This window comes from Pseudomonas putida (genome assembly GCA_041879295.1).
GTDB classification, from domain to species: domain Bacteria; phylum Pseudomonadota; class Gammaproteobacteria; order Pseudomonadales; family Pseudomonadaceae; genus Aquipseudomonas; species Aquipseudomonas putida_Y.
The window spans coordinates 4,221,083-4,242,456 of the sequence record CP047152.1; the positions used below are offsets into that span (position 1 = coordinate 4,221,083).

General features: G+C 63.1%; 23 protein-coding genes. 11 read left to right on the forward strand and 12 right to left on the reverse strand.

Annotated features, from left to right (window positions below):
- The first annotated feature begins 467 nt into the window (after positions 1 to 467).
- Positions 468 to 1,268 carry a c-type cytochrome gene (locus GST84_19355; GenBank protein ID XGB14358.1) on the forward strand — a complete coding sequence of 267 codons (801 nt, stop codon included), beginning with the start codon at positions 468 to 470 and terminating at the stop codon, positions 1,266 to 1,268.
- A gap of 45 nt (positions 1,269 to 1,313) precedes the next feature.
- Here the strand turns inward: GST84_19355 and GST84_19360 are convergent, their stop codons facing one another.
- The 4 genes from GST84_19360 to GST84_19375 form a co-directional block, all read right to left on the reverse strand.
- The gene (locus GST84_19360; GenBank protein XGB14359.1) at positions 1,314 to 1,646 is read right to left on the reverse strand and encodes a ribonuclease E inhibitor RraB; all 333 of its coding nucleotides are present in this window, start codon (positions 1,644 to 1,646) and stop codon (positions 1,314 to 1,316) included.
- A 177-nt stretch (positions 1,647 to 1,823) separates the two neighbouring features.
- Complete coding sequence (locus GST84_19365) at positions 1,824 to 2,060, reverse strand: hypothetical protein (GenBank protein XGB14360.1); 237 nt, start codon at positions 2,058 to 2,060, stop codon at positions 1,824 to 1,826.
- 206 nt (positions 2,061 to 2,266) lie between these two features.
- On the reverse strand, positions 2,267 to 4,324 hold the full coding sequence (locus GST84_19370; protein XGB14361.1) for a sulfatase-like hydrolase/transferase: 2,058 nt from the start codon (positions 4,322 to 4,324) through the stop codon (positions 2,267 to 2,269).
- Positions 4,325 to 4,463: 139 nt separating this feature from the next.
- Entirely contained in the window at positions 4,464 to 4,655 is a 192-nt protein-coding gene (locus GST84_19375; protein XGB14362.1) for a hypothetical protein, read from the reverse strand.
- Between the two features lie 125 nt (positions 4,656 to 4,780).
- Here GST84_19375 and GST84_19380 point away from each other — a divergent pair, with 125 nt between their 5' ends.
- Positions 4,781 to 5,719: a ZIP family metal transporter gene (locus GST84_19380; protein ID XGB14363.1), complete on the forward strand. Its 939-nt coding sequence runs from the start codon at positions 4,781 to 4,783 to the stop codon at positions 5,717 to 5,719.
- Between the two features lie 123 nt (positions 5,720 to 5,842).
- On the opposite strand, the gene GST84_19385 is transcribed toward GST84_19380, so the two are convergent.
- Positions 5,843 to 6,373, reverse strand: coding sequence for a hypothetical protein (locus GST84_19385; protein XGB14364.1), 531 nt, complete (start codon positions 6,371 to 6,373; stop codon positions 5,843 to 5,845).
- 60 nt (positions 6,374 to 6,433) lie between these two features.
- Positions 6,434 to 6,958, reverse strand: a complete 525-nt coding sequence (locus tag GST84_19390) for an ankyrin repeat domain-containing protein (protein ID XGB14365.1) — start codon at positions 6,956 to 6,958, stop codon at positions 6,434 to 6,436.
- A gap of 266 nt (positions 6,959 to 7,224) precedes the next feature.
- Between GST84_19390 and GST84_19395 the strand changes: the two genes are divergently transcribed.
- Positions 7,225 to 7,497 (forward strand): DUF3509 domain-containing protein, encoded by a 273-nt coding sequence (locus tag GST84_19395; GenBank protein ID XGB14366.1) that lies wholly within the window; start codon positions 7,225 to 7,227, stop codon positions 7,495 to 7,497.
- Positions 7,498 to 7,620: 123 nt separating this feature from the next.
- On the opposite strand, the gene GST84_19400 is transcribed toward GST84_19395, so the two are convergent.
- From GST84_19400 to aroC, 3 genes are all read right to left on the reverse strand, one after another.
- Positions 7,621 to 8,157, reverse strand: a complete 537-nt coding sequence (locus GST84_19400; protein ID XGB14367.1) for an oxidase — start codon at positions 8,155 to 8,157, stop codon at positions 7,621 to 7,623.
- The gene (locus tag GST84_19405) at positions 8,157 to 9,311 is read right to left on the reverse strand and encodes an MFS transporter (protein ID XGB14368.1); all 1,155 of its coding nucleotides are present in this window, start codon (positions 9,309 to 9,311) and stop codon (positions 8,157 to 8,159) included. The genes GST84_19400 and GST84_19405 overlap by 1 nt, the downstream gene beginning before the upstream one ends.
- Before the next feature lie 69 nt (positions 9,312 to 9,380).
- Entirely contained in the window at positions 9,381 to 10,472 is a 1,092-nt protein-coding gene (aroC, locus tag GST84_19410) for a chorismate synthase (protein ID XGB14369.1), read from the reverse strand.
- Positions 10,473 to 10,707: 235 nt separating this feature from the next.
- Here aroC and GST84_19415 point away from each other — a divergent pair, with 235 nt between their 5' ends.
- Together GST84_19415 and GST84_19420 are read left to right on the forward strand one after the other, a co-directional pair.
- Entirely contained in the window at positions 10,708 to 11,670 is a 963-nt protein-coding gene (locus tag GST84_19415; protein ID XGB14370.1) for an alpha/beta fold hydrolase, read from the forward strand.
- A 65-nt stretch (positions 11,671 to 11,735) separates the two neighbouring features.
- A complete protein-coding gene (locus tag GST84_19420; protein ID XGB14371.1) occupies positions 11,736 to 12,518 on the forward strand; it encodes a hypothetical protein in 783 nt (260 codons plus the stop codon).
- 234 nt (positions 12,519 to 12,752) lie between these two features.
- On the opposite strand, the gene prmB is transcribed toward GST84_19420, so the two are convergent.
- A complete protein-coding gene (prmB, locus tag GST84_19425; GenBank protein XGB14372.1) occupies positions 12,753 to 13,661 on the reverse strand; it encodes a 50S ribosomal protein L3 N(5)-glutamine methyltransferase in 909 nt (302 codons plus the stop codon).
- Between the two features lie 181 nt (positions 13,662 to 13,842).
- On the opposite strand from prmB, the gene GST84_19430 reads away from it, so the two are divergent.
- From GST84_19430 to GST84_19450, 5 genes are all read left to right on the forward strand, one after another.
- Positions 13,843 to 14,433 carry an isochorismatase family protein gene (locus GST84_19430; protein XGB14373.1) on the forward strand — a complete coding sequence of 197 codons (591 nt, stop codon included), beginning with the start codon at positions 13,843 to 13,845 and terminating at the stop codon, positions 14,431 to 14,433.
- Positions 14,434 to 14,518: 85 nt separating this feature from the next.
- A complete protein-coding gene (locus tag GST84_19435; GenBank protein XGB14374.1) occupies positions 14,519 to 14,839 on the forward strand; it encodes a hypothetical protein in 321 nt (106 codons plus the stop codon).
- A gap of 174 nt (positions 14,840 to 15,013) precedes the next feature.
- Positions 15,014 to 15,574 (forward strand): DNA mismatch repair protein MutS, encoded by a 561-nt coding sequence (locus GST84_19440; GenBank protein XGB14375.1) that lies wholly within the window; start codon positions 15,014 to 15,016, stop codon positions 15,572 to 15,574.
- A 70-nt stretch (positions 15,575 to 15,644) separates the two neighbouring features.
- Positions 15,645 to 16,190: a GTP cyclohydrolase I FolE gene (gene folE, locus GST84_19445; protein XGB14376.1), complete on the forward strand. Its 546-nt coding sequence runs from the start codon at positions 15,645 to 15,647 to the stop codon at positions 16,188 to 16,190.
- Positions 16,191 to 16,249: 59 nt separating this feature from the next.
- Positions 16,250 to 16,621: a glutaredoxin gene (locus GST84_19450; protein ID XGB14377.1), complete on the forward strand. Its 372-nt coding sequence runs from the start codon at positions 16,250 to 16,252 to the stop codon at positions 16,619 to 16,621.
- A 137-nt stretch (positions 16,622 to 16,758) separates the two neighbouring features.
- On the opposite strand, the gene GST84_19455 is transcribed toward GST84_19450, so the two are convergent.
- Positions 16,759 to 17,361 carry a glutathione S-transferase family protein gene (locus tag GST84_19455; GenBank protein XGB14378.1) on the reverse strand — a complete coding sequence of 201 codons (603 nt, stop codon included), beginning with the start codon at positions 17,359 to 17,361 and terminating at the stop codon, positions 16,759 to 16,761.
- Between the two features lie 144 nt (positions 17,362 to 17,505).
- Here GST84_19455 and benE point away from each other — a divergent pair, with 144 nt between their 5' ends.
- The gene (benE, locus tag GST84_19460; GenBank protein ID XGB14379.1) at positions 17,506 to 18,696 is read left to right on the forward strand and encodes a benzoate/H(+) symporter BenE family transporter; all 1,191 of its coding nucleotides are present in this window, start codon (positions 17,506 to 17,508) and stop codon (positions 18,694 to 18,696) included.
- A gap of 606 nt (positions 18,697 to 19,302) precedes the next feature.
- On the opposite strand, the gene GST84_19465 is transcribed toward benE, so the two are convergent.
- Positions 19,303 to 21,243, reverse strand: coding sequence for a HAMP domain-containing protein (locus tag GST84_19465; protein XGB14380.1), 1,941 nt, complete (start codon positions 21,241 to 21,243; stop codon positions 19,303 to 19,305).
- Between the last annotated feature and the right edge of the window lie 131 nt (positions 21,244 to 21,374).

Sequence of the window (21,374 nt, forward strand, 5' to 3'; positions counted from 1 at the left end):
TACAAGCAAGTAGGCTGCGCTGACGAACGGTCACATTTCGTCGGTGCGTGCCTGGCACTTGCGCCAGTGTCTAGATAGAGCATGCCAGCTGGCTGGCACTTGGCCTCATAGCCAAAATAAATGTTTTTACCAAGCATTTAGAACAAAGGGTTCTCAAGCATGGATAACGCACACCCTACTGTTGGATGTATATCCACTTTCAAGAGGCAAGCAGTCAGGCGCCACGCAACGCCACTGTGATCGACCCGAAACGCGACAAGGAAGCCAACGGGTATTCAGGAATAACAACAAGAAGGCGGTCCGCCATGTTCAGACAATCGAAAATTCGCCAAGCTGGGCTCATTCTATTCGCCACTACATTGCTATTGATCTTGCCGAACCTTACACGTTTGTTTGGCTGACGGCGGCAGTGGCGCCAAGGGGCAACGCACAGGTAACCTGCTGGCCTTGATGGTCGGAGATTGCCTATGCGCCACTGCCTTGCCTTCCTAGCGTTGCTCCTGAGCCTGCCATTGTCGGCGGCGCAACTGCACCTTGAACTGGGGGCTACACCGCGCCAGTGGAGCAGCGCCGAACTGCTTGGCCATCCTGAGGCCCAGGATATCAGCATCGAACAGGACGTTTCCTACAAACGCCCCATGCGCTATCGGGCGGTGCCGCTGGCCACGCTGCTGGAAGGTGTGAGCGCGAGCGATCACCTGCAGGCCGTGGCGCTGGATGGCTTTGCCGCCGAAATGCCCGCCGCGGCATTGCTGCAGCCAGGGCCGGCAAGGGCCTGGTTGGCCGTGGAAGACCCAGGCAAACCGTGGCCGCCACTGGCTAAAGGCAAGCCAAGTGCCGGGCCGTTCTACCTGGTGTGGACTGCACCGCAGGCCAGCGGCATCCGCCCTGAACAGTGGCCCTTCCAGATCGCCACCCTTCGCAAGCTGGCCCCGGTGCACCAGCGGTTTCCCGCACTGCTGCCCGACCCGAAGCTGCCGGCCGACAGCCCGGTGCGCCAGGGCTTTGCCCTGTTCCAGCAGAACTGCCTGGTGTGCCACCGGTTGAACGGTGCGGGAGATGGGCAGGTGGGGCCGGACTTGAATGTGCCGCATAACCCGACCGAGTATTTTCAGCCGGTTTATTTGCGCAAGTTGATACGGGACCCGCAGAGCCTGCGGCAGTGGCCGCAGGCGAAGATGCCGGGGTTTGCCGAAAGTGTGTTGAATGAGCAGGAACTGGATGCGCTGCTGGCCTATTTGGGGCACATGGCAACGCGTAAGCCTTGACGGCCTCTTCGCGGGTAAACCCGCGAAGAGGCCTACACAAAACTGTCAGGCCGTGAGCCGTTCGTGCTTGACGCCCCACCCTTCCACCTCACCCCCATACGGTGTCACCAACTGCTCGAAGGCCTCTTCAAAGTCGCCAATCCCCCCATGGGTGGCGTACATGACCTTGCTCAGTTCCAGGTGCCAGGCACCGTCGCCCAGCTCCTTCACCTGGGCATTGAGCGATTCCCCGCGAAACTGCCCGGCGGCACGACGGGCCCCTGCTTCGTCCGGGAATACGGCATAGAACTCGATGGGGTGGATCTGGGTGAAGTCGAAACCGCCTGCTTTCATCTGGCGCAGGACGTTGCTGCTGATATCGTCGTTCTGGCTGCTCATGAATCGTCCTCCTGAATAAAGCAATGGATAGACTTTCCGTGCACTACGCACCTGCCGGCATTGGCCGGGCAGTTCGAGCTGATGCAAGACGCGAATTATTGAGGCGGCGCCAACCCGCAGAACAGGCAGGCCCTCCACCAGCGTAGCGCCTGCCAAGGCAGCACGCAAACGTGTGGTTCAGGGTGCTTCGTGAATGCTGGTGATGGTCACACCACTGTGCTCTTTGAGCCAGCGAGCAGTCGGGGAGATGATACGGTCCTGGAAGTCGTTGAGGTCCAGCTCGTCCATCACCGGAAACAAGTGTGAGCGAATGGCCCGCGCAGCGTCTTCCTCGCTGGGGCAATGCTCGGCATGCAACAGCAATGCGGACGGTTCGCCCTTCTGGTCGGCAAAGATGACTTCCCACTCTTTCATTGAACGGACCCTCTCAGTCAACGAACACCAGGTGTGTGATGCCTGAATAACTGACCTTGGGGCGGGGAGAATGTTCAGTCCGGGAAAGTTGTGCGGGGCCCCTTCACGGGCTTGCCCACTCCCACAGGGCCAGCACAAGGTTCGAACCCTGAGCAATGCCTGTGAGAGCGGGCAAGCCTGCGAATGGGCCGCAACGCGGCCCCGGTTTACTTCTGCGTGCTGTGCACTGCGCCAGCGGTGTTATCCAGCAGGCTCTTGGTCGCAGTCTGGATATACGCTTCCAGCCTCTTGAGCATTTCCGGCTGGTCCGGGCTTTCGATCAGCTCGGCCTTGAACTCGCTGCCCAGCTGGTAGCGGTACATCCGCGGGCTCATGTCCTTGGACTCGATCAGGATACGGTCACCCTGCACCAGCCCGACGATCTGCTCGCTGCCCGACGGCTTGATCATGCCCACGCCCTGGTCACCCTCAGGCAGGTTGAGCAGGTCGCGCCCCCAGCACTGATGGCGCGTCTTGCCGCCCAGGCGCCCCATGATGGTCGGCACGATGTCAACCTGGGTACCCACGGTGTGGTTCACCGCCCCGAACTTCTCCTGAATGCCCGGCGCAATCAGCAGCAACGGCACGTTGAAACGGCCCAGGTCCAGCTCGGTAACCTGCTGGTGGTTGCCAAAGCCATGGTCACCGACGATGACGAACAGGGTGTCCTTGAAGTAAGGCTCTTTACGCGCCTTTTCGAAGAACTGGCCCAGCGCCCAGTCCGAGTAACGCATGGCGGTCAGGTGCTCGTCCAGACGGCCCTGGCCGGTAACCTTCTCTACCGGCAAGTCCTTCGGCAGCGCATATGGCGTGTGGTTGGACAGCGTCTGCAGCAGCGCGTAGATCGGCTTCTTGCCATCATGCTTGGCCAGCTCTTCGTTGCCGCGGTCGAACATGTCCTGGTCGGACACACCCCAGGTCGGGTCGGAGAACACCGGGTTGACGAAGTCATTACGGCCGATGAAGGTGGTCATCCCCTGGTTGCCAAAGAACCCGGACTGGTTATCCCAGGCAAAGTCGCCGTTGTAGACATACACGTCGTCGTAGTCACGGGCGCCGAGCAGGGCTGGCAGGCCCGACAGCTTATGGCCGCCTTCCGGGGTCTGCATCAGGTATTCGAAACCTGGCAGGTTGGGGAAGCAGGCCATGGTGGCGAACATGCCCTGGTGGGTATGGGTGCCGTTGGAGAAGAAGCGGTCGAACAGCAGGCCTTCTTTGGCCAGCTTGTCGAAGTACGGGGTGATGTTGTTGGGGCTGCCCAGCGCACCTACCGAGTGGCCGGCGAAGCTTTCCATCAGGATCACCACCACGTTCTTGATCGGCAGGGTCCGGTCAGCCGGCGGCACAAAGTCGCGACGGATAGCGGCTTCGTCGGCGTCGACCAGTGTGTCGTTGGCCGTCAGCAGTTGCTCACGCACACTTTGCGTGGCCACGTCCTGCTCCAGCACCGGCTTCCAGATGTTGGCACGGTCCTCGCTGAAGCGGCTCTTGGCGGCGTCGATCAGGGTCAGGGTACCGTTCAGGCCCAGCTGGTTGACGAAGTTGGAGTCAGTGGTAAAGGCATCACCCCAGCGCATCGGCGGGCCCTGGCGCAGGGTGCCACGGGCAGCGACCACGGCCACCAGCAAGATCACCATGAATACCGCCAGGCGCTTGTACCACGGGGCAACGCGGTACAGGCCTTCGGCTCGGGTAGCGCGATCGATACCTTTGAACAGCAGGCTCAGCAGCCAGGTACCGAGGGCCCAGGCCAGCAGGTAGCGCACCACCGGGAAACCGTACCAGAGCATGCTCATGACGGTTTTAGGGTCTTCCTGGATGTACTGGAACACCAGGCCATTGAGGCGCTGGTGGAACTCGCGGTAAAAGTCCATTTCCATCAGGCCGAGGAACATCACCACGCTCGAAGCGAGGGTCAGCCAGAAACGGAACACACCACGCCGGGCCATGGCCCAAGGGCTGAGCATGGCCAGCAGCAGTGGGATGCTGATGTACACCACCACCCGCAGGTCGAAGCGCAAGCCGTTGAGGAAGCCTTCGGCGACAGTCGCATAAGGGGTATCGCCGACCATGTCGTTGTTGTAGGCCAGCAGCGCCAGGCGCACGAGGCTGAGCATCAGCATGATCACCAGGCCGCTGAGCAGCGTATAGGCCAGGTGGGATTTCAGGGTCGGCGAAAACGACGTTCGCGCGCCCTGTTGCTTCAAGGCGTCCGTGTTAGCCATGAATGGGAAGGTCCTAGGATTGCGGTTTGCGAAGAGGCGATGGCGCTAGACCAACGCAGCATTATGCGGGTGCGGATTCTGTTTAAACCCATGTGAAAATTTTGTCACGGCCCTATTTCTGGCTATGTCAGTAACGCGCCTAGAGCCGCACATTCCCCCGCGGCCCGGCAATCGCCCAGATCACCAGCCCCACCACCGGCAGCAGTGCGATCAACAAGATCCACAACACCTTGATGCCCACCTCGCTGCCACTCTTGATCACGTTGAGAATGGCCCAGATATCCAGTGCCAGAATGATCAGCCCGACCAGGCTGTTGAAGGTAGATCCCATGTCTGAATTCCTGTCAGAGGCTTTGCTGCACAGCATAGTCAGCTATCGCGCCAATAGAAGGGAATCCTTGGCGGAAGTCGCGGGTCCCTCGTTAGACTGACTGCATTCATTGATTCGAGGTTCGCATGCCCCCTGCCCACAGCCAAAGCGCCGCCCCATCCTCACTGCTGCAGGCCTGGCGCCAGCAGGTCACCGATACCCCCTGGCTCAGCGCCGGCCTGGGGCTGAGCCTGCTGGCGGTGTGCGTGCTGCTGGCCGCCAGTTTCTGGAACGCGGTGAACGGCGACCATGCCGACAACCTGCACCTTGCCATGCTGGGCGGGTTGTCCGGCTTTGGCGCCACTGCGCTGGGCGCGGTGCTGGCAGTGGTGCTGCGCGATGTCAACGCGCGCACCCAGGACGTGATGCTGGGCTTTGCGGCCGGCATGATGCTGGCCGCCAGCTCGTTTTCGCTGATTCTGCCGGGCCTGGAGGCTGCCCGCGAGATCACGGGCAACGGCCCGGCCGCCGCGTTTACCGTGGTGCTGGGCATGGGCCTGGGTGTGCTGCTGATGCTGGGCCTGGACCGCTTCACCCCGCATGAACACGAAAGCACCGGCCCGTGCGGGCCCGAAGCCGAGCGCATCAGCCGGGTGTGGTTGTTCGTGCTGGCGATAACCCTGCACAACCTGCCTGAAGGCATGGCGATTGGCGTGAGCTTTGCCAATGGCGACATGAACATCGGCCTGCCGCTGACCAGTGCCATCGCCATTCAGGACATCCCCGAAGGGCTGGCCGTGGCGCTGGCCTTGCGCGCCACGGGGCTTTCGAACCTGAAGGCGGCGTTGGTGGCGATTGGGTCGGGCCTGATGGAGCCGCTAGGGGCGGTGATCGGGCTGGGGATTTCTACCGGCTTTGCCCTCGCCTACCCGATCAGCATGGGGCTGGCGGCAGGGGCGATGATCTTTGTGGTCAGCCACGAGGTGATCCCCGAAACCCACCGCAATGGGCACCAGACAGCGGCGACCCTGGGGTTGATGGGCGGGTTTGCGGTGATGATGTTTCTCGACACTGCGCTGGGCTGAAGATTGATGTTTCGTGAGCCGGCCTCTTCGCGGGCTCGCCCGCTCCCACAGGGTTATCACAGGGCCTGATGCGGTGGAGTACCTGTGGGAGCGGGCATGCCCGCGAACAAGCAATTACTGGTATCAGATGTGGACGGCGACTTTCAAAGCCTCCAGCGCCGGCTCAACCTTGATGCCCAGCTCTGCGCCCAGCTCCATCACCCGCGCCAGGTCCTGCTGCCCCACCATGACCATCTGCAGTTCGTCATCCAGCAACTGGCTGAAGTTGAGCAGCACATAACCACCCGCCTCCTTGTTCAGCGCGCCCATCTGCACCTGAATGCGGTTGAGCGCAGTCAGTGGTTCGGTACGGACCAACTGCTTGGGCTTGAGGGTAAACGGCACGCTGTTGTCGAACGAGTCGCTGATCTGCTGGAACAGGTCTTGGTAGCTGTCGGCCTGGAACACCACGGTATCCGGCAGGCTGCCGAGCACCACCCATTCGCCCAAGGGAATCGGGAAAGTGTCGTCGTAGTTGATGTCGGGGTTGGCGGCCAGGAAGGCGACAGGGTCGGCGTAGGCCTGGGCGGCCTCGTCGGCAATACGCTCGATGTCTGCCTCACGCATGCAGCCGGCGCCAATGAGGCTGATGAATTCGAGCAACTGAGTTTTCATGAATGGGGGCCTGCGACGGGTGAAAAGTCGCCAAGGATAGCCGCAAATGCCCCCTGGCGGTTAGCCGGCCAGCGTTTGCAGGCGCGCGGCGGTGTCTGCTGCACCCATGGTTTGCGCCGCCATCAGGGCGGTGATGCCGCGGGCATCCTGGTGCGCCGGGTTGGCCCCTTGTGCCAGCAGGTAGTCGAGGATTTCGCTGCGATTGAACATGGCCGCCAACATCAGCGCGGTGCGACCGTCCTGCGCGGCGGCATCCACCGGCACGCCATGCTCCACCAACAGGCGAATCATCGCCAGGTCCCCTTTGAATGCGGCACCGGCAATCGGCAACTGGCCATTGTCGTTGGCAATCAGCGGGTCGGCACCTTGCGCCAGCAGCACGCGCACCGCCTCGTGGTGGCCGTGGTAGCTGGCCAGCATCAGCAAGGTATCGCCCTTGTGGTTACGCAGGTTGGCCGGCAGGCCGCTGGCAAGCAGGCGCCCGAGCATGTCGGCATCGCCCTGGCGGGCACGCTCGAACACCTGCTCGGCGAACGCGGCGGTTTCGTCATCGGTCATGGTAGCGGGTGCGGTCTGGCTGGGCATAGGGAACCTCCTGGCATAATTGATGGACCAAGTGTTCGTCAGGCATGCCAGGGCGGTCAAAGGTTCAGATTCTATCGGGCCGATAGGCACTGGCTGACCCGTGCAAAATGCACTGTGCAAAATGCACGACCATGCAGCTTGCACGATACCGCTTCTGCAAATTCTCCGTAACAGCCTGTATTTACTGGATTTTTCGCCAAACAGGATTCTGGCACGGTCACTGCAACCATCAACTCATGTCTGCCACACACCAGCCAGGAGTTGATATGGACCTCATCCAGCAAAAGTTCGCCTCGGTATTTTCGGCCTATCAGGTAAATACCCAAGCCCGGCCCGATGGCGGTGTACTGCTTACCCTGCGCGCAGCGGATGGCAAGGTTACCCGCCGGGTGCTGACCTATGGGCAATTGCACAGTGCCGAACAGCTGTCTTGGGCGATCAGTGCCATCCGTCGTGACCTGGCTGAAGAGGCCAGTGAGTTGCCGGTCATCTCGATGCTGCAGAGCCAGCAGCGGTTTGCCTTGCCGACCTATCGTTGAGATTTGTGTCGCCTGACCTGGCCTCTTCGCGGGTAAACCCGCTCCTACATTGACTGCGCGATGCCTAAGGGCGGCGCCACCGCTGTAGGAGCGGGTTCACCCGCGAAGAGGCCGGCAATGCCATTACAACTCGTCGATCCCCAGAAACGCCCGCGCCGTTACATCCCCGGTAAACCGCGCCTGCATGCCCTGCTCGCTGCCGTACAAGCGAAACGCCAGGCAAAACGGTGCATCCCCCAGCTCAACCCAGCGCCGCGTCCCGGCCGGCACCAGCAGCTGGTCACCTTTCTCGCACAGCACCGAATACACCCAGTCGCCCAACCGCAGGCCAACCTGCGCCCGCCCGCTGACCACGGCGAACAGCTCGTCGGCCTCATGCACATGTTCATCACGCACATCGACCTGTGCCGGGTCTTCACCGTCGCGGTTGAGCAACGCGAAGGCCTTGCTGCCATGCGCCGTCATCAACTCATCCAGATACACGCGGCAAGCATCCAGCACCTCGTCCTGGGCCGTGCCCGGGCGCACCCGCAGGCCAGGTTCGGCGTGGACAAAGCGCACGCCCTGTTCAGCCAAGGTGGCAGCGATATCGTCGTGGTGAGTCAGCACCTTGTTCGGCAGTTCCGGGCTGGCGGGGTGAAAAACGCTGAGAATGCTCATCAGGGGCGGGTCCTGGTCGGTTGCGAACAAAGGGCAATGATAACGGCTGCGGCCAGGGCTGCGGCACTGGCCATACCAAAGGTGAAGGTGGGGCCCAGCAGCTTCCAGCTGTAGCCTGAGTACAGCGCCCCCAGCGCACCGCCGGTACCCGACAGCGCTGCGTAAAGCGCCTGGCCCTGGCCCTGCTGGCGGGCGCCGAAGCTGGCCTGGACGAATGCGATGCTGGCGGCATGGAAGCAGCCGAAGGTGGCCGCATGCAGCAGCTGGGCGAAGATCAGTACTGTCGGCTCCTGGGCCAGGTTGCCCAGCAGCAGCCAGCGCAATGTTGCCAGCAGGAAGCTGGCCAACAGTACACGCTGCACGCTGAAACGGGCGAACAGGCGGCTCATGACCATGAACATCAGCACCTCGGCCACCACCCCAAGCGCCCAGAGCAGGCCGATGGCACCGCGCGTGTAGCCCAAGTGCTCCAGGTGCAAGGTAAGGAAGGTGTAGTACGGCCCGTGGCTGAGCTGCATCAGTGCCACGCACACATAGAACGCGATCACCCCCGGGGCGCGCAACTGCTGCAGGAAGCCCCCCGCGCCGCTGCGCCCGCCCTGTTCCACCGGCTGCGCATTGGGCACCCACAGGCTGGCGGCGACGATGCCGGCCATGATCGTGACCAGTGCCACCGGGTAGATGTCCAGGCTCAACCACTCGAACAAGCGGCCCAGGCCGACCACGGTGAGGATGAAACCGATCGAACCCCACAGACGTACCTGGCTGTAGCGCGACGTCTGCCCGTGCAGGTGGGCCAGGGTAATGACCTCGAACTGCGGCAGCACCGCATGCCAGAAGAACGCGTGCAGGGCCATCACCAGCGCCAGCCAGGCGTAGCTTTTGCCGAAGAAGATCAGGGCGAAGGTGGCCAGGGTGCACAGCGCGCCAAGGCGTACGATCAACAGGCGCTGGCCCGTGCGGTCACCCAGCCAGCCCCACAGGTTGGGGGCCACGCAGCGCATCAGCATGGGAATGGCCACCAGCTCGCCGATGCGCGCCGGGGAGAAGCCCAGGTGGTCGAAGTACAGCGCCAGGAAAGGTGCGGTGGAGCCCAGCAGGGCGAAGTAGAACAGGTAGAAGCTGGACAGGCGCCAGTAGGGAATGGGTTGCATGGGATGGCCTTGTGGGACCTGTGCCGGCCGCTTCGCGGGTTTAGCCGCGAAGTGGCCGGCGCAAGCAAATCAGAGCTGGCCCAGCACCGGGGTAGCGACCTTCACCTCGGCATTCTGCGCGCGGTGGCGCAGCAGGTGGTCCATCAACGCGATGGCCATCATCGCCTCGGCAATCGGTGTGGCGCGGATGCCCACGCACGGGTCGTGGCGGCCTTTGGTGATGACGTCCACCGGGTTGCCATCGACATCAATCGAGCGGCCCGGGGTGGTGATGCTGGAAGTGGGCTTCAGTGCCAGGTGGGCAACGATCGGCTGGCCCGAGGAAATACCACCCAGAATGCCGCCTGCATTGTTGCTGAGGAAGCCGTCCGGGGTCAGTTCGTCCCGGTGCTCGGTGCCGCGCTGGGCCACACTGGCGAAGCCGGCGCCGATCTCCACGCCCTTGACCGCGTTGATGCTCATCAGCGCATGAGCCAGCTCTGCATCCAGGCGGTCGAAGATCGGCTCGCCCAGGCCGGGCATCACGCCTTCCGCAACCACGGTGATCTTGGCGCCCACCGAGTCCTGGTCGCGGCGCAGCTGGTCCATGTAGGCCTCCAGCTCAGGTACTTTGTCCGGGTCGGGGCTGAAGAAGGCGTTCTGCTCCACCGACTCCCAAGACTTGAACGGGATTTCGATCGGGCCCAACTGGCTCATGTAGCCACGCACGGTGATGCCCTGGGTGGCCAGGAACTTCTTGGCGATAGCACCGGCGGCCACGCGCATGGCGGTTTCACGGGCCGAGCTGCGACCGCCGCCGCGGTAGTCGCGGATACCGTACTTGTGGTGGTAGGTGTAGTCGGCGTGGGCCGGGCGGAACAGGTCCTTGATGGCCGAGTAGTCCTTGGACTTCTGGTCGGTGTTGCGGATCAGCAGGCCGATCGAGCAGCCGGTGGTGCGGCCTTCGAACACGCCGGAAAGGATTTCTACCTCGTCGGCTTCCTGGCGCTGGGTGGTGTGCCGGCTGGTGCCGGGCTTGCGCCGGTCAAGGTCGTGCTGCAGGTCGGCGAGGGAGATTTCCAGGCCCGGTGGGCATCCATCGACAATGGCGACCAACGCCGGGCCATGGCTCTCGCCAGCGGTGGTGACAGTGAACAGCTTGCCGTAGGTATTGCCGGACATGGACGCTCCGCGAGTTCTGCCTGAAATGGACGAAAGCAGCAGTATACAGATGGTTTGATCGCCTGTGCGGGCCTCTTCGCGGGCACGCCGGCTCCCACAGGATCACCACAGATCCAAATGCTGTGAAATACCTGTGGGAGCGGGCGTGCCCGCGAAAGGGCCGAACCAGCAATTCGCCCCCCAGAACCTTCCTGCAAACATTGGGTCAAACCCATATCTCCCCAAGTAGTACCGCATGATGTCGCGCCTCGTCGCCTTGCTCTTCCTGCTGTGCACCGGCCTGGCCCAGGCCGCCGCCCCCACTGTGCTGCAACGCCCGATCGACCTGGACACCGGCCAGGGCGTGCTGCATGGCAGCCTGCTGCTGCCGCAACAGGCCACCCCGCCGCCAGTGGTGCTGATCATCGCCGGCTCCGGCCCCACCGACCGCGACGGCAACAACCCGGCCTCCGGCAAGGTCGACAACCTCAAACGCCTGGCCCTGTTGCTGGCCAACGAGCACATTGCCAGCGTGCGTTACGACAAACGCGGCGTGGCCGCCAGCCAGCCGGCCACGCCTGACGAGCGTGACCTCAGCGTGGAGCGCTATGTGGCCGATGTGGTCGCCTGGAGCCGCAAGCTCAAAGCCGACCCGCGCTTCGGCCCGCTGATCCTGATTGGCCACAGCGAAGGCGCGCTGATTGCCAGCCTGGCCGCCGAGCAGGCAGGGGCCAGCGCAGTCATCACCCTGGCCGGCAGCGGCCGGCCGCTGGCCGAGGTACTGCGCGAACAACTGGCCAAGCGCCTGCCGCCGGCGCAACTGGCCGGTGGCAGTGCCCTGCTCGACCGCCTGCAGGCCGGGCAGACCAGCCTGGATGTGCCAGCGCCGCTGCGCCAGGTGTTTCGCCCCAGCGTGCAGCCATACCTGATTTCGCTGTTCCAGCAAAACCCGGCAGCCGCCTTTGCCCGCCTGCCCATGCCGGCACTGATCGTGCAGGGGCGCAATGACGTGCAGGTGGACGTGGCCGACGCCCAGCGGCTGAAAGCGGCCAAGCCAGATGCGCAACTGGTCCTGATCGATGGCATGAACCACATGCTGCGCATCAGCCCCAAGGGCATGAGCCAGCAGCGCGACAGCTACCTCAACCCCGAGCTACCGCTGGCGCGCGAACTGGGTGAGCGAATTGTGACATTCATCCAGCATTTGCCTGCGGCGTAAGTCAAACAGGCTCAGGTCTCGGGCATGCCTGCCGATACAGCAGGCATAGCTGAGGACAAGCCCTGATGACCACCGCCCCCACCGCCGTCGAGCCGGCCGAAGAACCCCAGGAAATCCCCGCCCTGCCTTGGGCCGAGCTGACCGCCGAACATTTCCAGCTGCTACGCCTGGCAGCACTGCCGACCGACCGCAGCACCGGCGCGCGGCCGCTGCGTTTTGTGCAGTTCGGCTATGCCGAGCGCCATGACAAGGCACACAGCCTGCTGCGCATGGAAATCCAGTTGCCCGGCCAGAAGGTGCACAAAGAGCAGAACCGCCTGGACATCCGCGTCGACCATGCCGAGCGTCTGGTGCGTATTGGCAATGAACATGGCTTGCAAGTGGAGCCCGTGAACCGCGGTATCGGCCGTTTCATGCTGGCCCAGGCCGCCCAGTGGTTGCAGCGCAAGTGGTCGCACTACCGGGTGGAAGGTATGGCGCTGCCTAGCAAGGACGCCCTGAACGAGGACTCACGCCTGCGCCGTGACCACTGCTTGCGCGGGGTCGGTATCGAGGTGGAGTACGAGGAAAACCAGCATCTGAAAGGCCGTACCGCGGACATGACGGTGGCCCAGCTCAAGGCTGTCTGGAACAGCGAGCGCCTGCAGCGGGTAGAGATTCTGGATGCCGCCAACCTGCTGCAGCAGGCGGACCAGCAACTGCAGGAAAAGGAAGGGCAACTGCGCGAGCGCGATGAGCGCGTGGCCAAATACCAGCGCGAAGACGGCGGATTGCGTTTCACCATTACCTGCCTGGTGGCGTTTGCCGTGTTCCAGGCAGGGCTGTTGATCTGGATTGCAACCCGCTAAGACCGCATCAGCCGGTGGAGTTTGGGGCCGCTTGGCGGCCCATCGCGACACAAGGCCGCTCCCACGAGGTATTGCTCAATTTCCAAAGCTGGCGCGATCCCTGTGGAAGCGGGCTTGCCCGCGAGCACGGGCAAAGCCCGTGCCATCCACCGCGGTGTCTTCTTAGCGGGTAAACCCGCTCCCACACGGGATCACGCTTGTGTCGCGATGGGCTGCACAGCAGCCGCAAATAGCCTAAACGCGGGCCTTGAACAATTCCTGATGCTGGCGGCACTGCTCGGCCGTGAGCATGAACACCCCGTGCCCGCCACGCTCGAATTCCAGCCAGGCAAAGTCCACCTCGGGGTACAACGCCTCGACATGCACCTGGCTGTTGCCCACTTCGACAATCAGCAACCCCTTCTCGGTCAGGTGGTCAGCCGCTTCGGCCAGCATCCGCCGTACCAGGTCCAGGCCGTCGCTGCCGCAGGCCAGGCCCAGTTCGGGCTCATGGTGGTACTCGGCCGGCATGTCGTCGAAGTCTTCGGCATCGACATACGGCGGGTTGGACAGGATCAGGTCGAAACGTTGCCCCGGCAAACCGCCAAAGCCGTCGCCCTGCACGGTGTACACACGACCGTCCAGGCCATGGCGCTCGATGTTCTGGTTGGCCACTTCAAGGGCCTGGAACGACAGGTCGGCCAACACCACCTCGGCCTCGGGGAACACGTCGGCGGCGACGATGCCGATGCAGCCCGACCCCGTGCACAGGTCCAGAATGCGCGCCGGGTCGCTGGCCAGCCACGGCTCGAAACGTTTTTCGATCAGCTCGCCAATGGGCGAACGCGGCACCAACACCCGTTCGTCGACGATGAACGACATGCCGCAGAACCAGGCCTCGCCCAGCAGGTAGGCGGCCGGCACACGCTCTTCGATACGGCGTTTGAGCAGGTGCTGCAGGCGTACCCGCTCGTCGTCCTCGAGCATGCAGTCCAGGTAGCTGTCGGCCACCTCCCATGGCAAGTGCACGGCACCGAGCACCAGCATGCGGGCCTCGTCCCAGGCGTTGTCGGCACCGTGACCGAAGAACAGGTCATGCTCGTGGAAGCGGCTGACCGCCCAGCGGATGTAGTCGCGCAGCGTGCGCAGACGGGATGTGATCACGGGGTACTCCTATTTTCAGACCGGACAAAAGTCTAACAGCCCCACCCGCACATTTGTTCCTTTGCCTTGCCCAAAGGCTAGCCACAGGCCAGTAACCATGCCGCTTGCGTTGTCAACCATTCCCATTGGCGCCAAGGCAGGGGAGAATAGGTATACAAAAGCCCTATCCAAGGAGCCCTTGATGTCCGTTCCAACCACGATGTTTCGCCTCACTGGCCGCGACTATCCGCCGGCCAAGCTGAGCCACGCCAGCCTGATCATCATCGATGCACAAAAGGAGTACCTCAGTGGTCCCCTGAAGCTGTCGGGCATGGACGAGGCCGTGGCCAACATCGCCAGGTTGCTCGACGCCGCACGTAAAAGCGGCCGTCCGATCATCCATGTTCGCCACCTGGGCACTGTCGGGGGCCGCTTCGACCCCCAGGGGCCGGCTGGCGAGTTCATTCCGGGGCTGGAGCCGCTGGAAGGTGAAATCGTCATCGAAAAGCGCATGCCCAACGCGTTCAAGAACACCAAGCTGCATGAAACATTGCAGGAGCTGGGCCACCTTGACCTGATCGTCTGTGGTTTCATGAGCCACTCCAGCGTCAGCACCACCGTTCGCCGCGCCAAGGACTATGGTTATCGGTGCACCCTGGTAGAAGACGCGTCGGCAACCCGCGACCTGGCATTCAAGGACGGCGTCATTCCGGCCGCACAGATTCACCAGTGCGAAATGGCCGTGATGGCTGACAACTTCGCTTGCGTGGCACCCACCGCCAGCCTCATCTGAGCGGCTTGCAGGACCGCCCGGCAGCCGGGCGGAACCCGATGGGCAGCAGCAGGTCGAATTCCGGATATCCACCGAGGAGAGCGGAATGAAGCTTAAAGGCAGTTTCGACGCCAAGCGCCTGCGCCCGCGCGAACCGCGTAACTGGGGCGCCCGCCTGGCGGCCGGCCTGTCGGCCCTGCTGGCGACGCTGGGCGTGTTGCTGGCCATGGCCGGCGCCGCCGGCCTGCTGGGCAACTACCCTGCCCTGCAGGAACTCAACACCAACAAGCCGTTGTCCAGCATCCTCACCGTGGCTGGCTTGCTGCTGCTGTGGCTGGGCGTGCGTTTCTGGCGGCGCAGCCGTATCCGCTTGCGCCGCGGGCGGGAGCTGAACCTGTCGCCGCACCTGATGAAGAAGCACGATTGATGGTTTTGCGTAACCTGTGCGGGCCTCATCGCGGGTAAACCCGCTCCTACAGGTGCCCGGCCGCCTTCAGGCTCTGTGATATCCATGCAGGAGCGGGTTCACCCGCGAAGAGGCCCGCACAGGCTGCACACGGCCCCACAGTCGCGTAAACTACGTCGCCTACGTGGAGGCATCATGCAAGACGACGATTTTTCCCTGTTCAAGGCCGAAGTGCGCGGCGTAAGGCCGATCAGCCACGACCGTGCCGACGTCGGCAAGCCCAAGGCCGACCGCCAGAAGCTGGCCGGCCTGCGCCAGGCAGCGACCGTGCGCAGTGACAAGGCTTTGGTCATCGATGGCATGTCCGACCAGTTTGTCATCGACGTCGGCGCCGAAGACGAGCTGATGTGGCGCCGCGATGGCGTGCAGGAAGGCCAACTGCGCAAGCTGAAGCTGGGGCAGATTCCATTCGAGGGCAGCCTCGACCTGCACGGCATGACAGTGGAAAAGGCCCGCGAAACCTTGTGGGACTTCATCGCCGAAGCCACCAAACTGGAGGTGCGCTGCGTGCGGGTGACCCACGGCAAGGCCGCGCGCCTGGACGGCAAGCGCCCGATGATCAAGAGCCACGTCAACACCTGGCTGCGCCAGCACCCGCAAGTGCTCGGTTTTGCCTCGTGCAGTGCCCGCCACGGCGGCACTGGCGCTGTGTATGTGATGCTTAAGCGAACCATGCTCGAAGGGCGCGACGAGTAACGCCGCGCTTGCAGCGTCGCCCTCACCGCCGTACCCTTCGTTTTTGCGATTTTTTCCCACAGGTAGATCCATGTCCCTGGAACAGAACTACACCGAGATCCTCAGCCAGATTGGCGAGGACGTCTCCCGTGAGGGCCTGCTCGACACGCCCAAGCGGGCTGCAAAGGCGATGAAGTACCTTTGCCGCGGTTATGAGCAAACACTGGAAGAAGTCACCAACAACGCTTTGTTCAGCTCTGACAACAGCGAAATGGTGCTGGTCCGGGACATCGAACTGTATTCGATGTGCGAACACCACATGCTGCCGTTCATTGGCAAGGCACACGTTGCCTACCTGCCAAAGGGCAAGGTACTGGGCCTGTCGAAGGTGGCACGTATCGTCGACATGTACGCCCGCCGCCTGCAGATCCAGGAAAACCTCAGCCGCCAGATCGCCGAAGCCGTGCAGCAGGTAACCGGTGCCGCAGGCGTGGCCGTGGTGGTCGAAGCCAAGCACATGTGCATGATGATGCGCGGTGTCGAGAAGCAGAATTCCACCATGATCACCTCGGTGATGCTGGGTGAGTTCCGCGATAACGCCGCCACCCGTAGCGAGTTCCTCAGCCTGATCAAGTGATTGGTTGCTGGCCCCAAGCCGACCCCTCAGGGTCGGCTTTTGCATTTCAGGAGTTGTCCATGATCGTCAAAGCCCTGCGGGTTGGCCTCGGCCAGCTCATCGTGTTCGGTGACTGGATCAGCCGCCCGGCCAAGCGCAAGCGCGACGCCGCCGCCCAGGCCCGCATCGAGCAAGCAGCCAAGGGGCTGGCGCTGTACCAGTTCCACGCCTGCCCATTCTGCGTCAAAACCCGCCGCACCCTGCACCGGTTGAACGTGCCGGTGGCGCTGCGCGATGCCAAGAACGACCCGCTGCACCGCCAGGCCCTGCAAGAAGGTGGCGGCCGGGTGAAAGTGCCATGCCTGCGCATTGAAGAAGCCGGTAAGGTGACCTGGATGTATGAGTCCAAGGCAATCATTGCTTACCTGGATGAGCGGTTTGCCGCCATCTGACTGACGCAGCAGATCCCTGTGGGAGCGGGCGAGCCCGCGAAGCAGACACCGCGGTGGTTGGCACGGGCTGCGCCCGTGTTCGCGGGCACGCCCGCTCCCACAAGGGTTGCGCAAGCGCCTGGAAAACAGGTCGGCTTTCAACCCACCATCGGCACATGCCGAGGGTGGCTGCTGACCCGCTCCAGCCAGGCCCTTACCGCCGGGTACTCTGCCAGGTCGAACCCGCCCTGCTGCGCCACATGGGTGTAGGCATACAACGCCACATCGGCAATCGAGTACTGCTCACCCACCAGGTAAGGCGTCATCTGCAACTGTCGCTCCATCACCCTCAGCGCCTTGTAGCCGCCCTTGTGCAACTTGCGGTACTCGTCCAGGCGCTCGTCCGGCAGCCCCAGGTAGAACTGGATGAACCGCGCCACGGCAATGTACGGCTCATGGCTGTACTGTTCGAAAAACTGCCACTGCAGCACCTGGGTACGCAGACGCGGCTCGCTGGGCAGGAACTCGCTGCCATCGGCCAGGTAGTTGAGAATGGCGTTGGACTCCCACAGGTAGCTACCGTCTTCCAGTTCCAGCACCGGTACCTTGCCGTTGGGGTTCATCGCCAGAAACTCGGGCGTTTCGGTCTCGCCCTTGAGAATGTCCACCGGGTGCCATTCATATGGCCGGCCCAGCAGGCTCAACATCAGCTTGACCTTGTAACAGTTACCCGACTGGTAGTCGCCATAGACCTTGTACATCGACCCTCCCTGCAAAGCAGTTTCGCAATTGCGCCCAATATTTGGCGACTGTACGGCTAAAAGCAATGGCCGCTGTATGGCAAGGATCAACCTTGCTCGCTGTAGTCTGAAAAAACTGCTTACACCTTTACAAGGATTTTGTTCATGACCGATGCCACTTCCGCACGCCTGCGGCCCCTGGCAGACACCTCCCCGTCGGCGGTGGTCGCCGGCTTCATTGCCATGCTTACCGGTTATACCAGTTCGCTGGTGCTGATGTTTCAGGCCGGTCAGGCGGCCGGGCTGACCACCGCGCAGATTTCGTCATGGATCTGGGCGCTGTCGATTGGCATGGCGGTGTGCAGCATCGGCCTGTCGCTACGCTACCGCACACCGATCACCATCGCCTGGTCCACCCCTGGCGCGGCGCTGCTGATCACCAGCCTGGGTGGGGTCAGCTATGGCGAGGCCATTGGTGCCTACATTACCTGCGCCTTGCTGGTGCTGGTGTGCGGCCTGACCGGCAGTTTCGAGCGCCTGGTCAAACGCATCCCGGCCTCGCTGGCCTCGGCCTTGCTGGCGGGCATCCTGTTCAAGATCGGCAGCGAAATCTTCGTGGCTGCGCAGCATCGCACGCTGCTGGTGCTGGGCATGTTCTTCAGCTACCTGCTGGTCAAGCGCCTGTCGCCGCGTTATTGCGTGCTGGCGGCACTGCTGGTGGGCACTGCGTTGTCTGGTGCACTGGGCCTGCTGGACTTCAGCGGCTTCCACCTGGAAGTGGCCAAGCCGGTGTGGACCACGCCAAGCTTCTCGCTGGCAGCAACCATCAGCATCGGCATTCCGCTGTTCGTGGTGGCCATGACCTCACAGAACATGCCCGGCGTGGCCGTCCTGCGTGCCGACGGCTACCAGGTGCCGGCCTCGCCGCTGATCTCGGCCACCGGCTTTGCCTCGCTGGTGCTGGCGCCGTTCGGCTCGCATGGGGTCAACCTGGCTGCGATCAGCGCGGCGATCTGCACCGGACCGCATGCCCATGAAGACCCGAACAAACGTTACACCGCAGCAGTGTGGTGCGGGATTTTCTACGGCATTGCCGGGGTGTTCGGAGCCACCTTGGCGGCACTGTTCGCGGCATTGCCGAAAGAGCTGGTGCTGTCGATTGCGGCACTGGCGCTGTTTGGTTCGATCATGAACGGTTTGACCGTGGCCATGAGCGAAGCGCGCGAGCGGGAGGCAGCGGTGATCACCTTCATGGTGACTGCTTCGGGGCTGACCTTGTTCTCGATTGGTTCGGCGTTCTGGGGGATTGTGGCGGGGGTGTTGGCCTTGATGATTCTTGGGCCGCGTAGGGTATGACGGTAGAGGTAGGGTATGGCGGTAGAGTGGTGTTGATGGTAGAGGTAGGGTATGGCGGTAGAGTGGTGTTGATGGTAGAGGTAGGGTATGGCGGTAGAGCGGTGTTGATGGTGAGATCGAGCGCCGCCCGCGCGGCGCATCGCGAGCTGCGCTCGCTCCTACGTTTGTTTTTGGCCAGTAACACCTGTTGCAGGCGCGCGCGACCGCCTTGCTCGTACGACGCGATATCGAGCCATGCGCCAAGGCGTACGCGCGCAAATCCCACAGGAATGACTGGCCCGAAACAAACGTAGGAGCGAGCGCAGCTCGCGATGCGCCGCGCGGGCGGCGCTCGATCTCAAACCCAACAACCATCCCCCGCCAGGCCTCGAATCCAACAACCATCCCCCGCCAGGCCTCAAACCCAACAACCATCCCCCGCCAGGCCTCAATCCCAACAACCATCCCCGCCAGGCCTCAATCCCAACAACCATCCCCCGCCAGGCCTCAAACCCAACAACCATCCCCGCCAGGCCTCAAACCCAACAACCATCCCCCGCCAGGCCTCAAACCCAACAACCATCCCCGCCAGGCCTCAAACCCAACAACCATCCCCCGCCAGGCCACCTAAATCCTGAAATGCCCCACCATCCCCTTCAGGTCAGTACCCAACTGCGCCAACTCGACACTGGACCGGGCATTGTCCTGCATCGCCAACGCCGCTTGGTCCGCACTGCCGCGAATCTGCGTGACACTGCGGCTGATCTCTTCCGCCACCGAACTCTGCTGCTCGGCGGCTGCGGCAATCTGCTGGTTCATCTGCTGAATCAATGAAACCGCTGCGGCAATGCTGCCCAGCGCACTTTCGGTCTGCAGTGCATCGGCCACGGCCAGCCGCACCAGCTCGGTACTCCCACGGATCTGCGCCACTGACTGCTGGGCATTGCCGCGCAGGCTGGCCACCAAGGTCTCGATCTGCTCGGTGGATTGCCGGGTACGCCGCGCCAGCGCACGCACTTCATCGGCCACCACGGCAAAGCCACGCCCCTGCTCGCCAGCGCGGGCAGCCTCAATGGCGGCATTGAGCGCCAGCAGGTTGGTTTGCTCGGCCACGCTCTTGATCACTTCCAGCACGTCGCCAATGGTGTGGATTTCGGCACTGAGGCTGTCGATGCCGGCGCTGGCGGCTTCTGCCGCCGACGCCAGTTGCTCGATGCGCTGCATGCTCTGGCGCACCACCTGCTGACCCGAGTCGACCTTCTCGTCCGCTGCCTGGGCCGCCTGCGCCGCCTCTTCGGCATTGCGCGCCACATCGTGCACGGTGGCCGTCATCTGCTGCATGGCGGTAGCCACCTGTTCGGTTTCCTCTTTCTGGCTGCCCACCTCGCGGTTGGTCTGCTCGGTCACCGTCGACAACGCCTGGGCACTGCCGGCCAATTGTTCGATGCCTTGCTGCAAGCCGCTGACAATGCCCGAGAGCCCCGCCGCCATCTGCTGCATGGCCTGCATCAGTTGCCCCACCTCATCCCGGCGCGGCGCCTGGGCGTCGAAGCCCAGCTCACCCGCCGCGATGCGCTGGGCGCGGGCAATCACATGCTTCAACGGGCCGACCACAGCCCGGGTAATCAGCCAGGCCGCCAACACGCCTACAAGCAGCGCCAGCGCCGTGGCCAGGCCGATGGCGAGGGTATTACGCTGCAGCTCCCCTTGCAGGGCCTGCTCCTGCCCAAGATAGGCTTGGTCGACACGCCCGGTAACCCGCTCGGCGCTGGCCTGCAACTGCGCCTTGAGCCCCTGCTCGCGGACCAGCTGGTCGGTGTATTCGTTGAGTTTTTCCGAGAAACTGCCAATGTGCCCAGCCACTTCGCCCAGCACGCTCTGGTAACCGGCATCGCCAACCGCGCCTTGCAACTGGCTGACCAGGCCGGCGGCCTCCACTGTCTGGGCAATACGCTCCTGGCTCACATCCTCCTCGCCCTTGCGGCTTTTATCCAGACGCACCCGCGCTTCGTCCATGGCCTGCAGCATCAGCCGCGACACCTGGGCCACCTGCGCGGCTTGCTCAAGAAACTCGCCACCCTGCTGGCCCTGGGACTGCTTGAGAGTGTACGCGCCGTCATCGGCCAGGCCGGCCTGCAGCACATCAAGGTTATTGGACACGTTGGACACCGACCAACTGGCCATGTCCAGCGCCAGCTCCTTGGCCTGCACGGCCTCGACAAAGGCTTCGAATGCCTGGCCATAGGCGGCGAGATCGGTTTGCGCCGCCGCCAGCGCCGGCAGGCCTTGGGCGCGTTCGACCAAACCCTGCAGGCCGACACGCAAAGCGTCGGCCTCCTTCATGTCGGACCGCAGGGCAAACGCCTGCTCATGCTCGCGCAAGCGCAGCAAGTCGGTATTGAACTGGGCCAGCTGACGCAAGCTGTCGAAGCGCTGACCAACGCTTTGCAGCGCCACGATGCCGATGGCCGCCACCGCCAGCGTCAGCAGCAGCACCAGGGCAAAGCCCAGGCCAAGTTTGCGGGCCATGCCCAGGTTGGCCAGCACACCGTGCTTGCTCGCGCCCATCGCCGATCCCCTTTCAGCCAGTGAGGTTATCCCGAAGGCTAAGGGTGGCAACGTTGCCTGCCAATGAACAAGAGGGTGGCGCCAGAATAGTGTCAAATAGCTATGAACGTGTCGCTATCAGGCTGGCCGAG

Coding starts and splice junctions, on each gene's coding strand:
- GST84_19390 (XGB14365.1), bottom strand. CDS start 6,958: ATGCCCAGCCAGACCGCACCCGCTACCATGACCGATGACGAAACCGCC.
- GST84_19395 (XGB14366.1), top strand. CDS start 7,225: ATGGACCTCATCCAGCAAAAGTTCGCCTCGGTATTTTCGGCCTATCAG.
- folE (XGB14376.1), top strand. CDS start 15,645: ATGTCCCTGGAACAGAACTACACCGAGATCCTCAGCCAGATTGGCGAG.
- GST84_19415 (XGB14370.1), top strand. CDS start 10,708: ATGATGTCGCGCCTCGTCGCCTTGCTCTTCCTGCTGTGCACCGGCCTG.
- GST84_19380 (XGB14363.1), top strand. CDS start 4,781: ATGCCCCCTGCCCACAGCCAAAGCGCCGCCCCATCCTCACTGCTGCAG.
- GST84_19400 (XGB14367.1), bottom strand. CDS start 8,157: ATGAGCATTCTCAGCGTTTTTCACCCCGCCAGCCCGGAACTGCCGAAC.
- GST84_19375 (XGB14362.1), bottom strand. CDS start 4,655: ATGGGATCTACCTTCAACAGCCTGGTCGGGCTGATCATTCTGGCACTG.
- GST84_19465 (XGB14380.1), bottom strand. CDS start 21,243: ATGGGCGCGAGCAAGCACGGTGTGCTGGCCAACCTGGGCATGGCCCGC.
- GST84_19450 (XGB14377.1), top strand. CDS start 16,250: ATGATCGTCAAAGCCCTGCGGGTTGGCCTCGGCCAGCTCATCGTGTTC.
- GST84_19420 (XGB14371.1), top strand. CDS start 11,736: ATGACCACCGCCCCCACCGCCGTCGAGCCGGCCGAAGAACCCCAGGAA.
- GST84_19370 (XGB14361.1), bottom strand. CDS start 4,324: ATGGCTAACACGGACGCCTTGAAGCAACAGGGCGCGCGAACGTCGTTT.
- GST84_19360 (XGB14359.1), bottom strand. CDS start 1,646: ATGAGCAGCCAGAACGACGATATCAGCAGCAACGTCCTGCGCCAGATG.
- GST84_19405 (XGB14368.1), bottom strand. CDS start 9,311: ATGCAACCCATTCCCTACTGGCGCCTGTCCAGCTTCTACCTGTTCTAC.
- GST84_19435 (XGB14374.1), top strand. CDS start 14,519: ATGAAGCTTAAAGGCAGTTTCGACGCCAAGCGCCTGCGCCCGCGCGAA.
- GST84_19355 (XGB14358.1), top strand. CDS start 468: ATGCGCCACTGCCTTGCCTTCCTAGCGTTGCTCCTGAGCCTGCCATTG.
- GST84_19385 (XGB14364.1), bottom strand. CDS start 6,373: ATGAAAACTCAGTTGCTCGAATTCATCAGCCTCATTGGCGCCGGCTGC.
- GST84_19365 (XGB14360.1), bottom strand. CDS start 2,060: ATGAAAGAGTGGGAAGTCATCTTTGCCGACCAGAAGGGCGAACCGTCC.
- aroC (XGB14369.1), bottom strand. CDS start 10,472: ATGTCCGGCAATACCTACGGCAAGCTGTTCACTGTCACCACCGCTGGC.
- GST84_19430 (XGB14373.1), top strand. CDS start 13,843: ATGTCCGTTCCAACCACGATGTTTCGCCTCACTGGCCGCGACTATCCG.
- GST84_19455 (XGB14378.1), bottom strand. CDS start 17,361: ATGTACAAGGTCTATGGCGACTACCAGTCGGGTAACTGTTACAAGGTC.
- GST84_19440 (XGB14375.1), top strand. CDS start 15,014: ATGCAAGACGACGATTTTTCCCTGTTCAAGGCCGAAGTGCGCGGCGTA.
- benE (XGB14379.1), top strand. CDS start 17,506: ATGACCGATGCCACTTCCGCACGCCTGCGGCCCCTGGCAGACACCTCC.